This is a genomic window from Mesorhizobium sp. BH1-1-5 (genome assembly GCF_020165615.1).
GTDB lineage: Bacteria > Pseudomonadota > Alphaproteobacteria > Rhizobiales > Rhizobiaceae > Mesorhizobium.
Map to the genome: position 1 here is coordinate 43,154 of NZ_JAIUIM010000035.1, position 15,904 is coordinate 59,057.

At 65.0% G+C, this 15,904-nt stretch carries 12 protein-coding genes; 10 read left to right on the forward strand and 2 right to left on the reverse strand.

Translation table 11 applies throughout. The features are described 5' to 3' along the window. Positions 1-27: 27 nt before the first annotated feature. From LB572_RS31075 to LB572_RS31090, 4 genes are read left to right on the forward strand one after another with little or no spacing between them, the layout of a single operon-like run. On the forward strand, positions 28-1,119 hold the full coding sequence (locus LB572_RS31075) for a branched-chain amino acid ABC transporter permease (protein ID WP_140801347.1): 1,092 nt from the start codon (positions 28-30) through the stop codon (positions 1,117-1,119). Continuing rightward, positions 1,116-2,831: a branched-chain amino acid ABC transporter permease gene (locus LB572_RS31080; protein WP_224670463.1), complete on the forward strand. Its 1,716-nt coding sequence runs from the start codon at positions 1,116-1,118 to the stop codon at positions 2,829-2,831. Before LB572_RS31075 ends, LB572_RS31080 begins: the two co-directional genes overlap by 4 nt. Further along, positions 2,828-3,676, forward strand: a complete 849-nt coding sequence (locus LB572_RS31085) for an ABC transporter ATP-binding protein (RefSeq protein ID WP_224670464.1) — start codon at positions 2,828-2,830, stop codon at positions 3,674-3,676. Before LB572_RS31080 ends, LB572_RS31085 begins: the two co-directional genes overlap by 4 nt. Continuing rightward, positions 3,676-4,377: an ABC transporter ATP-binding protein gene (locus tag LB572_RS31090; protein ID WP_224670481.1), complete on the forward strand. Its 702-nt coding sequence runs from the start codon at positions 3,676-3,678 to the stop codon at positions 4,375-4,377. Before LB572_RS31085 ends, LB572_RS31090 begins: the two co-directional genes overlap by 1 nt. Positions 4,378-4,423: 46 nt before the next feature. On the opposite strand, the gene LB572_RS31095 is transcribed toward LB572_RS31090, so the two are convergent. Then, positions 4,424-6,130, reverse strand: coding sequence for a GMC family oxidoreductase (locus tag LB572_RS31095; protein ID WP_224670465.1), 1,707 nt, complete (start codon positions 6,128-6,130; stop codon positions 4,424-4,426). Positions 6,131-6,281: 151 nt separating this feature from the next. Continuing rightward, entirely contained in the window at positions 6,282-7,184 is a 903-nt protein-coding gene (locus LB572_RS31100; protein ID WP_224670466.1) for a LysR family transcriptional regulator, read from the reverse strand. Positions 7,185-7,293: 109 nt separating this feature from the next. Between LB572_RS31100 and LB572_RS31105 the strand changes: the two genes are divergently transcribed. From LB572_RS31105 to LB572_RS31130, 6 genes are all read left to right on the forward strand, one after another. Further along, positions 7,294-8,694, forward strand: a complete 1,401-nt coding sequence (locus tag LB572_RS31105) for a VOC family protein (protein ID WP_224670467.1) — start codon at positions 7,294-7,296, stop codon at positions 8,692-8,694. Positions 8,695-8,857: 163 nt separating this feature from the next. Continuing rightward, complete coding sequence (locus LB572_RS31110) at positions 8,858-10,393, forward strand: aldehyde dehydrogenase family protein (protein ID WP_224670468.1); 1,536 nt, start codon at positions 8,858-8,860, stop codon at positions 10,391-10,393. Between the two features lie 235 nt (positions 10,394-10,628). Next, positions 10,629-11,627, forward strand: a complete 999-nt coding sequence (locus LB572_RS31115) for an ABC transporter permease (RefSeq protein ID WP_140808839.1) — start codon at positions 10,629-10,631, stop codon at positions 11,625-11,627. Between the two features lie 37 nt (positions 11,628-11,664). Beyond that, positions 11,665-12,681, forward strand: coding sequence for a sugar ABC transporter substrate-binding protein (locus tag LB572_RS31120; RefSeq protein ID WP_224670469.1), 1,017 nt, complete (start codon positions 11,665-11,667; stop codon positions 12,679-12,681). Between the two features lie 12 nt (positions 12,682-12,693). Continuing rightward, complete coding sequence (locus tag LB572_RS31125; RefSeq protein ID WP_224670470.1) at positions 12,694-14,811, forward strand: ABC transporter permease; 2,118 nt, start codon at positions 12,694-12,696, stop codon at positions 14,809-14,811. Next, complete coding sequence (locus tag LB572_RS31130) at positions 14,808-15,902, forward strand: strictosidine synthase (RefSeq protein ID WP_224670471.1); 1,095 nt, start codon at positions 14,808-14,810, stop codon at positions 15,900-15,902. Before LB572_RS31125 ends, LB572_RS31130 begins: the two co-directional genes overlap by 4 nt. The last annotated feature ends 2 nt before the right edge of the window (positions 15,903-15,904 follow it).

Sequence of the window (15,904 nt, forward strand, 5' to 3'; positions counted from 1 at the left end):
CACGAGGGCAGTTGCATCGGACAGTGAATGAGCGAGACAAGCCTTATCACGGCGGCGCCGGGAGCGAGCGCCCGCAAGCGCATCAACGGCATTGACATCTTCATGTGGGTGCTGCGCTGCGCGGTGGCTGCCATCGCGCTGTTCGGCACCGTGGCCACGCTGCTCGAAGGGCGCTACTCGCTCGCCCAGTGGTTCGACTTCGCCATGTTCGGGCTGACGCTGGGAAGCGTCTATGCCTTGATCGCGCTTGGCTACACCATGGTCTACGGCGTGCTCAGGATGATCAATTTCGCGCATGGCGACATCACCATGACGGGAGCGTTCGCGGGCTATTTCGTCGCCACCGGCGCATCGCGAAGCGGGCTGTTGGCGGCGCATCCGATCCTGGCGATCCTCGCCATCTTCACGATCGCAATGGTCACATGCATCGCGGTGGCGCTGGCCACCGAGCGGTTCGCCTATCGGCCGTTTCGCAACAGTCCCGGCCAGGCGCCGTTGATCTGCGCCATCGGCGTGTCGTTCGTGCTGGAACAGACCGTGCGCGGCATGTTCGGCTCCGGCGTCAAGTCCTATCCGGTCACCCCCTGGCAGGATGCCGTCGTCACCCCGCTGGGCATGCGGATCCCGGTCATCAACCTCTTCGTCATGGGCTGCGCGATCTCTGCCATGGTGATCCTCTATCTCATCGTTCATCGCACCCGCATGGGAATGGCGATGCGGGCCGTCTCCGAAGACAAGGCCGCCGCTTCCCTGATGGGTGTCGATGTCGACCGCGTCGTGGTCTTCGCGTTCGCGCTCGGCGGTGCGATGGCAGGTGTCGCCAGCGTCTGCTATGCGCTGATCTACCAGCAGGTCCATTTCTTCATGGGCTTCGCGCCGGGCATCAAGGCGTTCGGCGCCGCCGTTCTCGGCGGCATCGGCAGCATACCGGGCGCTATGGTCGGCGGAATGTTCCTCGGTCTGATCGAGGCCGTCGGGCCGGCATTGTTCCTTGATGGGCTCGGCATAACGGCACCCTATCAACTGCGTGACGCCATTGGCTTCCTGGTGCTTTTGATGGTCCTCATCTTCAGGCCGCAAGGACTGTTCGGTGAAGCCATGGCGAAGAAGCGGGCATGAGCGTGCAGCAGGACGATCTCGACGGGCGGCTGAGCCGCCACTTGCGGCGCGGCATCGTGACCGGAGCCGGCGCGGCGCTGATCGCGATCTATCTGGGGAGCGTCGGGCTGCTGGCGATGATGAACGCCCGCCCCGTCGTCGCCAATGTCCTGACGCTCGCGCAAACCGCGCTGCTGGCGATCGCTTTTCTGGTCGGACTGCTCAGCCAGCGACCATCCGCGAAAGATCGCAGCCCGGTCTTCTGGACTGCTCCGCTCGCCGGCCTCGTTGCCGGCCTTCTGGCGGCCGGGTTCGCCAGCCTGATCCTCAGCATCAATCTGCGCTCGATCTTCATCGCGCTCACGCCGCCGCTGGCGCGGCTGCTGACCTTCGGACAACCGGGCATTTCGGGTGCCGTCCTGCTGGTCGCCGGCTCGGTGGTCGCGGCTTCGGCCGGCGCACTCTATCAACGCCTGCCGCACAAGGTCCGGCGCCTGATCTTCCCCGCCGCGCTCGCCGTGCTTTTGTGCGGCATGTTCCAGGAGTTCATCCAGGTCATCCTGCAAAGCAACGCCCTGTTTCGCTGGTTCGCCCCGTGGTTCTATGGCTGGGACGGATTGACCGCCAGGGGAGGGCTGACGATCTTCGCGATCGCGCTGGCCGTCGCTGCCCTGCCGTTTCTGGTTCGCAGGCCCGGCGGTTTTGCCGGCTCCGCCGGCAGTCATCCATGGCGTCGATCCGCGCCTGCACTGCTGGTGTTGCTGCTGCTGCTCCTGGTTCCGATCGCCGGCGGTCCCTACATCGCGCAGGTCTTCCTGCTGATCGGGCTCTATGTGCTGATGGGCATGGGCCTCAACCTGGAGCTCGGCCTTGCCGGCCTGCTCGACCTGGGCTTCGTCGCCTTCTTCGCGACCGGCGCCTACATCACCGCCATCCTGACGGCGGACAGCCCGCTTGCGCTCGCGCACTACACGGCAGTGCCCAGCTTCCCGTTCTGGGCGGCAATGCCGCTCGCGGTTCTCGGCGCCGTGCTGATGGGCATCCTGTTCGGCATCCCGGTGCTCGGGGTCAAGGGCGACTACCTCGCGGTCGCCACGCTGGGGCTCGGCGAGATCGTGCGGATCGTGGTTCAGTCCGATGCGGCCGCACCCATACTCGGCGGCGCCCAGGGCATCCTGCAGATACCGAAGCCGCAGATCGGCGGCTTCCAGTTCGGCAGCGCGGTGTCGCTGTTCTACTTGACGCTCGCCGCGGCCATTTTCGCCGCCTACTGCGCCTGGCGGCTGGAACGATCGCGGCTCGGCCGGGCCTGGATCGCGCTGCGCGAGGACGAGGATGTCGCGCAGGCGATGGGCATAAACCTCGTGCAGAGCAAGCTGCTCGCCTATGCCTTCGGCGCGGCGTTCGCGGGGTTGGCCGGCTCCATCTTCGCGGTGATGGTGAATTCGGTGTTTCCTTCGAGCTTCCAGCTCCTGATGTCGATCAATGTCCTGGCGCTGATCGTCGTGGGGGGGCTGGGCAGCCTGTCCGGCGTCGTCCTAGGCGCGCTGGTCCTCATCGGCCTGCCGGAGGCGCTGCGCGAATTCGGCGAATTCCGCTACCTGTTCTACGGACTGGCGCTGATCCTCACCATGCGGCTGATGCCTGAAGGCCTGTGGCCGGCAGGTCGCCGGCGGCGCAGGATAGTAGTCCCCGCGACAGGCGCCCGGAGCGCTCAGGCGGCACGGCCATGACGCAAAACGCTGTTCTTCGCGCCGTGCGCATGGGCAAGCGCTTCGGCGGGCTAGTGGCCATAAACGCGCTCGACCTCGAGGTTCGGGAAGGGGCGATCTGCAGCATCATCGGGCCGAACGGAGCGGGCAAGACGACCGCTTTCAATTGCCTGACCCAGATGATCTCGCCAAGCTCGGGAGAAGTGTATTTCGCCGGCACGCGCATCGACGGCATGTTGCCCGACATGGTGGTGGCCACCGGCATTTCCCGCACCTATCAGACGATCCGGCTGTTCCGGAACATGACGGCGCGCGACAACGTGCTCGTCGGCATGCATCTGCACCTCAAGCATTCGAGCTGGTGGGGCTCGCTGCTCAACCTCAGATCCAATCGCGAAGCGGAGCGCGAGGCCGCCATCGAGGCCGATCGACTGCTCGAATTCGTCGGCCTCAAGGGCAAGGGCGAAATGGTCGCCGACCATCTCTCCTATGGCGAGCAGCGGCGCCTCGAAATCGCGCGCGCGCTCGCGACGCGCCCGCGCCTACTCATGCTCGACGAACCTGTTGCCGGCATGAACCCGAGCGAGACCTCCGAAATGGCCGTCTTCATCCGAAGGCTGCGCGACGAGCTCGGCATCACCATTCTTCTGATCGAGCATCAGATCAAGATGGTGATGGAACTGTCCGACCAGGTCGTCGTGCTGGATCATGGCGTCAAGATCGCGGACGGAGTTCCCGTCGACGTCCAACGCAACCCCGACGTCATCAAAGCCTATCTCGGATCGGGCGGCAGTCGTGGCGCCAAGCGCGTGGCGAGCGGCATCGAGCACGCGCTGGCTTCCGCCGCGAAGGAAGGCCATCCATGATCCTCGAAATCGAGAACATGTCGCTTGCCTATGGCAACATCGAAGCCGTGCGCGGCGTTTCGATCAAGATCGTGGATGGCGGCATCGTCGCGCTGGTGGGGGCCAACGGCGCCGGCAAGAGCTCCACGCTCAACGCCATCAGCGGGCTGATCCCGATCAAGAACGGCAGCATAAGGATAGACGGGCAATCGTCGGCGGCGCTCAAGCCGCACGAGATCACGCGCCGCGGCATCGTCCAGGTGCCGGAAGGGCGGCGGATTTTCGGACGCCTCTCGGTCGAGGAAAATCTGCTGATGGGCGCATTTTCGAGAACCGATCATGCGGCGATCGCGGAAGACCGCGACCGCATGTTCGAATTGTTCCCCAGGCTGAAGGAGCGGCGCCGTCAGGTCGCGGGCACGCTCTCGGGTGGCGAGCAGCAGATGGTGGCAACAGCGCGCGGGCTGATGGCGCGGCCAAGGGTGCTGCTCATGGACGAGCCGTCGATGGGCCTCGCGCCCCTGGTGGTGGAGCAGGTGTTCGACACGATCCAGGCCATCAACGCGGCCGGCACGACCGTCCTCCTGGTCGAGCAGAACGCGCTCATGGCATTGGAAATCGCCCACCACGCCTATGTCATGGAGCATGGCGAGATCGTGCTCGAGGGGCCGGGGGCGGAACTGGCCGTCGACGAGCGCGTGGTCTCGATCTATCTCGGTTGAACCGTATCCGGCCTGGGCGCGAAGATCGCCGCCGTGGCCGGCATACCTATGCGCCTAAGATGCTGTCCGCGATCTTCTCGCCGATCATCATCGTGGTCAGATTGATGTTCGCGCTCGGTATGGAGGGCATGATCGAGGCGTCCGCGACGCGCAGCCGCTCGACGCCATAGACCAGGCCTTTCGGATCGACGACGGCGTAGGGGTCGTCCGGGGCGCCGATCCTGCAGGTGCCGCAGGGGTGCCAGTCGCCCTGCACGCCGGCGCGGATCCACGCCTCCATCGTCGCATCGTCGGCAAGCGTGCGCTCCAGCGGAAAGCGCTGGTCGACGGCCGCGCCGAGCACCATGCGCCGTGCCGGGCCGCCGAGATCGAGCAGGCTCGCGGCGACGTTGGTGACGAGCCTGTTCCAGGGTGTCGGCGCTGAGAGATTGCGCAGCGACTCGGCATAGATGCCTGGCCAGAAGCCGCTGACGAAGCCGCTCACCGGATCCGTGGACAGGAAACCGGCGACCCGCCTGGCGGTCGACTTGAACCGCGCAAGGTCCCGTTCATCAGACAGGTAATTGAAGGCGACGAACGGCTCGGCTTCCGGCGACGCGGCGTTGAGCCGGACAATGCCTTTCGAGTAAGCCTTGTTGGGCCCGAAATTGACCGTGGCCAGTCGCTGGCCAAGGCGGGTTGCCGCGAAGCGCCCGGACACGGTCAGCTTCATGTCGACCGGCGCGCAATCCGGATGGCCGGAGCTCCAGCGCATATGCATCAGGAAGCCATTTCGCGCGGCGGGCGAGAGCCGGCCATGGTCGCGAAGGTGGACGCCGAAGCCTATCAGCGGGTGGTCGAGCAGGTTTTCGCCAACGCCGCGGCGATCGCATAGAACCGGAACGTTCACCTCGCCAAGATGCTCCGCGCGGCCAATTCCGGCACGCATCAGCAGGGCAGGTGTGTGCAGCGCGCCGGCCGAGAGAATGATTTCTCCGGCCTCGATCCACTGTTCCTGTCCCTTGGTGACGACATTGACGCCGGTCGCCCTGCGTCCTTCGAATGTCAGCGAGCGGACGGTGGAACCAGCGAGAATCCGGAGATTGGGGCGGCGGCGGGTCGATTCATCGAGATAGCCGGCGGCCGCGGAGACGCGATGATTGTAGGCGTTGTTGCGGCCGAAGGGGAAACAGGCGTCCCCGGTCTGCTGGTGGCTGTCATCGAGATAGGGGATGCCGACTTTCCCGACAGCGTCGCGAAAGGCCAGCGCGAACGGGCTCCAGTGCTCCGGGAATGTCCGGCGGATCGGGATGCGTCCCTGCGTGCCGCTCAGCGGCGTGGCGAAATCCAGGTCGCGCTCGATCCGCTTGAAGAGAGGCAGGCAATCGTTCCAGGACCAGCCGGAAGCGCCAAGCTCCTGCCATTCGTCGTAGTCCGCGGCGAGACCGCGGATGAGCACCTGGCCGTTGACCGACGAGCCGCCGCCCATCACGCGGGCCTGTTCGTAGCGCCGGGGTTTCATGTCGGCCTTGACCTGCGCCTGGCACTTGTTGCCGAGCGCGCCGGTATAGGCTTCGAGGTCGGTCCAGTAGCGATATGGCTGGAAATAGTCCGGCAGGAAGGCGTCGGAATAGATCGCGTCCGGAACGGCTTCCGGCGGCGTGTCCGGCCCCGCTTCGACAAGGCAGACGCTGCGCCTGGGGTCCGCGGACAACCTGTTGGCAAGCACGCAACCCGCGGAGCCGCCACCCACAATCACATGATCGAAAAGCATGCGATCTCCATAATTCCACTATAGGAGAACGTCAATGGCGCGATCGGCGATCCACCGATTTAGAAGGCGTTGGAGCACGGTCGTGGCGGAGGAACGGGCGCTGGCGGGTCGTCGCGTAGTGCAACCGGCAGGTCGGCTTGCCACCGCCGCATCATGCCGTGCCTGCCACTTGTCCTATCAGCCAGGCGGTGAAGCGCTGCGCAAGCTCGTTCGTCCGGCCCGATTCCGGCACGACGGCGTAATAGCTGTTTTCGGTCGTGATCGGCTTGTCGACCATCACGGCAAGCTTGCCGGAAGCGAGTTCCCGATCGATCAGGTAACGAGGCAGGAGCGCATATCCCATGCCGGCGATGGTGGCTTCGATGATCATCGAGAACTGATCGAACCGGTGTCCCCTGTAGGCCCTTTCGGTCGGCAGGCCGACATGTTCGAACCATCGCGACCACAGCTTTGGGCGGGTCGCCAAGTGGAGCAGGGGCTTTTCGAGCAGGTCCGCGGGAGCCATATCGCCCGCCCCCTTCGCCAGCGCGCCGCTTGCCACCGGCAGGATCGACTCGCTGCACAGATAGGTGCATGTGCCGCGCGCCCAGACCGGCTGGCCATAGTGGATCGCCATGTCGAAGTTTTCGTCCTCGAAGTCGAACGGCGTCGAGCGCGATCCCACATTGAGGATCACGCCCGGGTTCCGGCGCAAGAAATCGGGCAAGCGGGGGCTCAGCCAGCGGCTGCCGAATGTCGGCAAGGTGGCGATGCTCAGGCTCGACGCGGCATCCGCCGACGACATCGCGCGCAGCATCGTCTCCTCGGTCTGCTGCAAGAGCTTGCGCGCTTCCGGCAGGAAGCGCCGACCGTCTTCGGAAAGCACCACGCGCTGCCGGATCCGCTCGAACAGCAGGGTTCCAAGGAAACGCTCGAGCTCCTTGACCTGCCGGCTGACCGCGCTCTGCGTCAGATTGAGCTCACGCCCGGCGCGCGTGAAGCTCGCGTGCCTCGCCGCGCATTCGAAGGCCTGGACCGCGACCAGGTCCGGTATCAGCTTTCTGCTCAGTGTCATGCGTATCTCGCATCAACCCAGTCGAATTTATCAAAAACAACCTCTAAAGAAAGCAGATATCACTCCTATCTGGAATGATCTTTCCTTTTCTTCGAAGTGAGGCGCACCGATGCGAGACGCTGGTTTCGTTTCCCGCGACGATATCCGGGCCGACTTTTCGGCGGCGATGTCGGCAATGTACAAGGTCGAGGTCCCGGCCTACGGCATGCTGATGGAGCTGGTCGCCGAGGCGAACGCGGAAGTGCTGGCCGGCGATCCGGAGCTGCGGACCAGCCTGGAAGCCACGGATTCGCTCGATCGCATCTCGCAGGAGCGGCATGGGGCGATCCGCCTTGGGACGCCCGCCGAACTGTCGATGATGCGGCGCGTCTTCGCTGTCATGGGCATGTATCCGGTAGGCTACTACGACCTCAGCGCCGCCGGCGTGCCGGTCCATGCTACGGCGTTCCGGCCGGTCGACGCCAGGACGCTCAGCCGTAACCCTTTTCGCGTCTTCACGTCCCTGCTTCGTCTCGACCTGATCGGCGACGAGACGCTGCGGGCCGAGGCGCAGCAGGTTCTCGCGGCCCGGCGGATTTTCAGCGACGGCGCGATCGCGCTCACCGAAAAGGCCGAGAGGCAGGGTGGCCTTGATCGGCGTGACGCCGACCGCTTCGTCGACGAGATCCTCGAGACATTCCGCTGGCACGATCGGGCCTGCGTAAGCGCGGATATGTACCAAAGACTGCACCGTCAGCATCGGCTGGTTGCCGATGTCGTGTCCTTCAAGGGGCCGCACATCAATCACCTCACGCCGCGCACGCTCGATATCGACGCGGTGCAGGCGCGCATGCCGTTGCGAGGCATCGAACCCAAGGCGGTCGTCGAAGGTCCGCCGACCCGCCGGTGCCCGGTCCTGCTCAGACAAACATCCTTCAAGGCACTCGAAGAGCCGGTGTCGTTCCAATCGGATGACGGCGCCTGGACGACCGGTTCGCACACGGCGCGCTTCGGCGAGATCGAGCAGCGCGGCATCGCGCTGACGCCGAAGGGCAGGGCACTCTACGACAGGTTGCTCGACGAGGCCCGCAAGATCGCCACGCCGTCGGCGGATGGTTCGAATGCGGCAGACTACGGCGCGGCGCTGGCCGGGCGGTTCAAGTCGTTTCCGGACAGCTGGGAGGAAATCCGAGCCGCTGGACTTGGCTATTTCACCTATTCGCTGACCGAGCTCGGGCGCACAGCCCGCGGCGGGCGCGATGACGATGTCGAAAGGCTGTTGGCCGAAGGGCTGCTGCGTTTCGATCCGATCGTCTACGAGGATTTCCTTCCCGTCAGCGCGGCCGGCATCTTCCAGTCGAATCTCGGCGATGAGGCGACAGAGGCTTTTGCCGCCAGCCCCAACCAGCAAGTTTTCGAAGCCGCTCTCGGCGCCAGCGTTGTCGACGAGTTCGCGCACTATGCAGCCATCGAAAGGCGGTCGATCGAGAATTGCCGGAGCGCGCTGCGCGGCCTGCAGGCGGCGGAATAGGCAGGATGGTCGAAACCCGAGCACGGCATCTGCCGCAAAGGCCTATTGCGAGCTCTATGCCGGACAGAAAAGCAAAGACCTCGCCGCTGGACTGAAACGGCAGACGCCGCCCGGCAAATCGGTGCCGCGCGTTTCGGTCAGCGCGAACAAACAGGAGTTTGGAATGAACATCGCACATAAATCCATAAGCTTAGCCAAGGAAACGGCCTCACTTCTTGAGAAACTGGGCGTGGCCAGGGATGCGCTTGTCGGCGGCGACCTTGTCGTGCGCAGCCCGGTGACGGGCGAAGAGATCGCGGCGCTCAAGTCGATCTCGGCAGCGGACGCCGGCAAGGCCATCGATGCCGCGCACAAGGCCTTCCAGGCCTGGCGGCTGGTGCCTGGACCGAAGCGCGGCGAGCTGGTGCGGCTGCTCGGCGAGGAATTGCGCGCGCATAAGGACGAGCTCGGCCGGCTGGTGTCGATCGAGGTCGGCAAGATCCCGTCCGAGGGTCTGGGCGAAGTCCAGGAAATGATCGACATCTGCGACTTCGCCGTCGGCCTTTCCCGCCAGCTCTACGGCCTCACCATCGCCACCGAGCGCCCCGGACACCGCATGATGGAGACCTGGCATCCGCTGGGCGTGGTCGGCGTGATCTCGGCCTTCAACTTCCCGGTCGCGGTGTGGTCGTGGAATTCGGCGCTCGCCTTCGTCTGCGGCGATGCGGTGGTGTGGAAGCCGTCGGAAAAGACGCCGCTGACCGCGCTTGCCTGCGAGGCGATCTTCAAGCGCGCCGCAAAGCGCTTCGGCACCGATGCGCCGGCAGGCCTGCTGCAGGTGCTGATCGGCGACCGCGTCGCCGGCGAGGTGCTGGTCGACCATCCGAAGGTGCCGCTGGTCTCGGCCACCGGCTCGACGCGCATGGGCCGCGAGGTCGGTCCGAGGCTTGCCAAGCGCTTTGCCCGCGCCGTGCTCGAGCTCGGCGGCAACAATGCCGGCATCGTCACGCCCACCGCCGATCTCGACATGGCGCTCAGGGCCATCGCCTTCGGCGCGATGGGCACTGCCGGCCAGCGCTGCACGACGCTGCGGCGCCTGTTCGTGCATGACAGCGTCTATGACGCGCTCTTGCCGCGGCTGAAGAAGGCCTATCAGTCCGTCTCGGTCGGCAATCCGCTGGAAGGCAAGGTGCTGGTCGGTCCGCTGATCGACAAGGGCGCCTTCGACAACATGCAGAAGGCGCTGAAGGAAGCGCAAGCGCATGGCGGCAAGGTGACGGGCGGCGCGCGCCTCGAGAACGGCCATCCGGACGCCTATTACGTGCATCCGGCGCTGGTCGAGATGCCGAAGCAGGTTTCGCCGGTGACGGAAGAGACCTTCGCGCCGATCCTCTATGTGATGCGATACACCGATTTCGACGAGGCGCTCGAGCAGCACAATGCGGTGGGCGCCGGCCTGTCGTCGTCGATCTTCACGCGCGACCTGCAGGAATCGGAACGGTTCCTCGGCGTCGACGGCTCGGATTGCGGCATCGCCAACGTCAACATCGGCACCTCGGGCGCCGAGATCGGGGGGGCGTTCGGCGGCGAGAAGGAGACGGGCGGCGGCCGCGAGAGCGGCTCGGATGCCTGGAAGGCCTATATGCGCCGCGCCACCAACACGGTGAACTTCTCCAAGGCACTGCCGCTGGCCCAGGGTGTCTCGTTCGACATCGATTGAATCCGAAACGGCCCCCAGCGGCCACGAGGTGTCGCTTGCGAGAACCCGTGGCCGCGAACTCCTTTATCCACGGCACCGGAGGCAAACTGCACAGCGTATCAGAAAAACGAAATTGTCCGCCGACGCTCCAGTCGTAATTGTCCGAGCCAGGCGACGGCTCGGTGCCTTGGGAGGATTCCGGAGCAGCTGATCGCCTGAGGAAGGCGCCAGCCATAGGCTGCCTGGGAGGAGGAAAATGCCTGGTTCGGGCAAGTCGGACGGCAGGCGCCTTGGCTTCAAGGCGTCCCAGGAAGTCGTCGTCGTCGCGATCTCGGTCATGCTGTTCGTCGTCTTCTCGGCGACGCTCAACAATTTCCTGAGCCGGGGCAACGTCATCGCCATCCTCAAGAACGTGTCGATCCTCGGCACGCTTGCCGTCGGCATGGGCTTCGTCGTCGTTGGCCGCGGCATCGACCTCACCATGGTGGCGGTGATGGTCGTCGGCGTCGCCTTCAGCATCTGGATTTCCACCTGGGGCATCGATTTCACGCTTGCCGTGATCTGCGGCGCTATCCTGGTCGCGGTCATCGGCCTGTTCACCGGCGTCATGGTGGCGGTCGCGGAAGTGCCGCCGATCTTCGCCACTCTAGCCATCGCCTCTTCGGTTTACGGCTCGGGGCGCATCGTCTTCGCCTCGGACGTGCTCTATGCGCCGCCGGACATCGCCTGGCTGAAATTCGTCGGCAATGGCAGCGTGCTCGGCATACCGATGTCCGTCGTCATCTTTGGAGCGGTGGCTGCTCTGATGGGGCTTTTCCTGAGGAAGACTCGCTTCGGCCGGCTGGTCTACGCAACCGGCGACAATCCGAACGCGGCCCGCACCACCGGATTGCCGACGCGCCCGATCATCGTGACGCAATATGTCATCAGCGCGCTCATAGCCTTCACCGCCGGCATCATCATGACTGGCCTGGTCACCGGCATCGACACGCGCCTCTACAATTCGAGCCTGATCTACGACGTGCTCCTTGTGGTCGTGCTGGGCGGCATTGGCCTGTCGGGCGGGCAGGGCGGCGTGCGCAACGTGATCGCCGGCACCATCCTGGTCGGCATCCTGACCAACGGCATGACAATCCTCAACTTCAGCTACACCAGCCAGAACCTGATCAAGAGCGTGATCCTGCTCGGCGCCCTTGCCATCGACGCCATCATCAATCCGCGCGACGAGCAGACCTCGCAGAGCGGCGACATCTGAAACAAGAACCCGAACCATCAAATCAGGGAGGAAAACCATGAAGATATTCAAGAAATGCCTGTTGGCGGGCATGACCGCGCTTGCGCTCATGGGCGCAGCGCAGGTCGCAAGCGCGCAGGAAACCGACCAGGTCGGCCGCGCGCCCTATCTGGAATCGCTCAAGGGCAAGAAGGTCATCTTCGTGCCGATCTCGCAGGGCATGGACCTCAACCAAGCCTGGGTGATGGTGTGGCAGCGTCATGCCGCCCGCTACGGCTTCACCCTCGAGGTGCGCGATCCCAACGGCGACACCAATGCCGGCATCCGCGCCATGCAAGGCGCTATCGCCGAGAAGCCGGACCTGATCATCGTGCAGAACCCGGATGTGCAGACCTATGCACGGCTCTTGAAACAGGCGCAGGCCGCCGGCATCAAGGTGCTGCAGGTCAACATGCAGTCGGCGACGCAGACCGACTCCTATGTCGGCAATGACTGGATCGAGATGGGCCGCCTGGAGATGGGCGAACTGGCCAAGCATTGCACCGGGCCGAACGCCGTCTCGCACAAGGTGGTCTGGCTTGCCGGCGTCCAGACGGGCGCCGCCAACATCTACATGCGCACCGGCATCGACGAGGTGCTGAAGGCCAATCCTGAACTGCAACTCGTCTCCGACCAGCCGGCCGACTACATCAGCGAAAAGGCCCGCCAGATCACCGAGACGGTGCTGCAGCAGCATCCGGATCTCTGCGGCATCATGGGCATCTGGGACAATGCCGAAGTCGGCGCGGGCGCCGCCGTCGCGGCCGCCGGCAAGCAGGACCAGGTCACCATCGTCACCAACGGCGCGGGTGCCGCCACGGGCTGCGAGAGCATCAAGAACGGGCTGCTCGACGTGATCTTCAACTTCAATGCCCCGATCCAGGGCGAAATCGCCGCGCAGCAGATCTCGGAACTGCTGCAGCATCCCGACCGGCAGGCGGGCAGCGAGAAGACCATCTTCTTCGGCCCGATCACCCATGTCGACAGGACCAACGCGACCGGCCGGAACTGCTGGAAGCCCGAAGACATCAAGTAAACGGACTTTCCGATGAGCATGGCCGAAAGCCTTGTACGCTGGCGTTATCGTCTGCTCCCCGACCACGTGGTCGGGGAGATCCTGACCAAGAAGTGGATCGACAGCGTCATCCCCTTCACGGCGCTGGTTATCCTGTGCGCGATCTTCGGCTCGATCGTGCCGGGCTTCTTCGATGTGACGACGTTGACCAATCTCAGCGGCCAGACCGCCGAGCTCGGCCTGGTCGTGCTCGGCATGACCATCGTCATGGTATCCGGCGGCATCGACCTGTCGGTCGGCTCGACCTTCGCGCTGGCCGTGCTGGTCACGCTCTACGGCATGAATGTCGGGCAGTGGAGTTTTGGAACCGGCCTGGCGGCGTGCCTCGGGCTCGGCGTCGTCTGCGGCGCCGTCAACGGCTTCCTGGTCGGCTTCCTGCGCATGCGGGCGTTCCTCACCACGCTTGTCACCCTCATCATCTACCGGTCCACCTTCGACATCGTCTTCCCGCATGTTTCGACGGCGATCGTCACCAGCGGGCCGGATTCGCCGACCTATGATTTTCTCGGCTTCGGCACGGTCTGGGGCGTGCCCACATCTTTCGTCGTCTTCGTGGTCATTGCGATCGTGATCCACCTGGTGCTGTCGCGCGCCCGCTATGGCTGGCGGCTGTTCGCGGTCGGCGGCGCGCGTCGTTCGGCCTACAATGCCGGCATCAATGTGCGTTTCACCTTGTTCAGCGCCTATGTGCTCTGTTCGGTGCTGGTCGCGCTCTCCGGCTTCTTCTTCTCGGCCCGCATCGGCAGCGCGGCCTCCGACATCGGCACCGGCCTCGAACTGCAGGTGCTGACCGCGACCGTGCTCGGCGGCATCTCGCTCGGCGGCGGGCGCGGCTCGGTCGCCAAGGCGCTGATGGGCACGCTGTTCGTGCTCGTCCTGTCGAACAGCCTGCTTGCTTTGGCCGTGCCCGGCCCGGTCAACTATCTGATCCTCGGCCTCGTGCTGCTCTTGTCAGTGCTTCTCGACGTGCGCTGGGTGAAGAACCGCCACAAGATCCTGCGCAGCGTCTATATCTCGCCGACCTTCGCCAAGATGCCGCAGGCGATCTCGACCGCGCCCGGCGCGCCGATGGCGGTGAACGATCGGCTGAAGGATGTCGGCGTCATCGGCCTAGGCTTCCTCGACGGCGCCGAGGACGTCATCTTCGACCGGCAAGACCGGCTCTACACCGGCAGCCGCCAGGGCGACATATTGCGCTTCCAGCCGCCGCACTACACCGAGAGCGAGGTGTTCGCCCATATCGGCGGTTCGCCGCTCGGCATGGCCTTCGACCGCGAGGACAATCTGGTGATCTGCGTCGCCGGAATGGGCCTCTACCAGGTCTCGCCGGCAGGCGCGGTGAAGCTGCTCACCGCCGAGACCAACCGCTCGCTGACATCGGTCGTCGACGATTCGACCATGAAGCTCGCCGACGATTGCGACATCCTCCCCGACGGCCGCATCGTGTTTTCCGAGGCCACGGTGCGTTTCGAGATGCATGACTGGTATGCGGATGCGCTGGAGAGCCGCGGCAACGGCCGCATCATCGTCCACGATCCCAAGTCGGGTTCGACCCGCACGCTGTTGTCGAACCTTGTCTTCCCCAATGGCATCTGCACCGCTTTCGACGGCCAGTCGGTGCTGTTCGCGGAGAGCTGGGCCTGCCGCATCAGCCGCTATTATTTCGATGGCCCGAAGAAGGGCAAGGTGGAGCGGGTCATCGAGGGACTGCCTGGCTATCCCGACAACATCAACCGCGCCTCCGACGGCACCTACTGGCTGGCCCTGATGGGCATGCGCACGCCAGCGCTGGACCTGTCGCTGGAAATGCCGGGCTTCCGCCGCCGCATGGCGCGGCGCGTGTCGGAGGATGCTTGGCTGATGCCCAACCTCAACACCGGCTGCGTGCTGCGCTTCGACGAAAACGGCCAGATCCTGGAAAGCCTGTGGGACCAGGCCGGCGAGAAGCATCCGATGATCACCTCGATGCGCGAGCACAAGGGCATCCTCTATCTCTGCGGCATCTTCAACAACCGCATGGGTACGCTGCCGCTGAAGGGCACCGATCCCAACTGGTTCAGCTCGGATTCCTACTGGGGCAAAAAAGCATGAGCGCCGTGAGCCGGCTTTTCGATCGCTTCTTCGGTCGGGGCGATTGGGCGGTGACCGTGCCCACACTCGACGGGCCGCTGCTGCCCAACCAGGACCTCGAGGAGGCGGAAGCCTTCGCTAGCCTCGCCGAGGCCGACAATCTGGTGCGGACCGAAAAGGGCATGCTGGCGAGCAGCGCGAACCGGCTGATGCGGTTCGACGCCGACGGCAAGCAGGAATCGCTGCAGGAATTCCCCGGCGAGGTCACCGCGCTCGCCCATGCGCGCGGCATGACCGCCCTGGCCATCGACGGCAAGGGTGTGGTCATTCGCGGCGGGCTGCATGACGGGCGGGAGGCAACGGGCGACGAGGCCCGCAGGCTGTCCTGCGTCACCGCGCTGACTTTCCTCGACAGCAACACCTTGCTGGTGGCCAATGGTTCGGCCTCGCTGCCAGCGAGTGGCTGGCGCCGCGACCTGATGCAGAAGAACGCTTCTGGCTCGGTCTGGCGCCTCGACCTGAAAAGCGGCCGGCTGGAGCTTATCCGCGACGGCCTCGCTTGGCCGGCCGGCATCGCCACGACCGGCTCCAACCGCGTCTACGTCACCGAAGCCTGGCGCTATCGCGTGCTGGCGATCGATCTTGCCAGCAAGGCAACGGCGCCGGTGCTGGAGCACCTGCCGGCCTATCCGGCCCGCATCGCGCCCGCCTTCAACGCCGGCTACTGGCTGACCTTCTATTCGGTGCGAAACCAGCTGGTGGAGTTCATCCTGCGCGAGGAGACCTACCGCAAGCGTATGCTGGCCGAGGTGCCGGAAGCCTACTGGATGGCGCCGTCGCTCAGCTCATGGCGCGACTACCGCGAGCCGATGCAGGGCAGCCAGCTCAAGCAGATGAACGTGCTGAAGCCCTACGCGGTTACCAGGTCCTACGGGCTGGTGGTTCATTGCGACCAGAACATGAAGCCGCTGTCGAGCTTCCATTCGCGCGCCGACGGCACCGTGCACGGCACAATCAGCGCCTGCGAGACGGGCGACGACCTGCTTGTCGCCTCGCGCGGCGGGTCGAGGATCGTGCGCTTGGCCAAGGTCGCCAGCGGCAAGCGGGGTTAAGC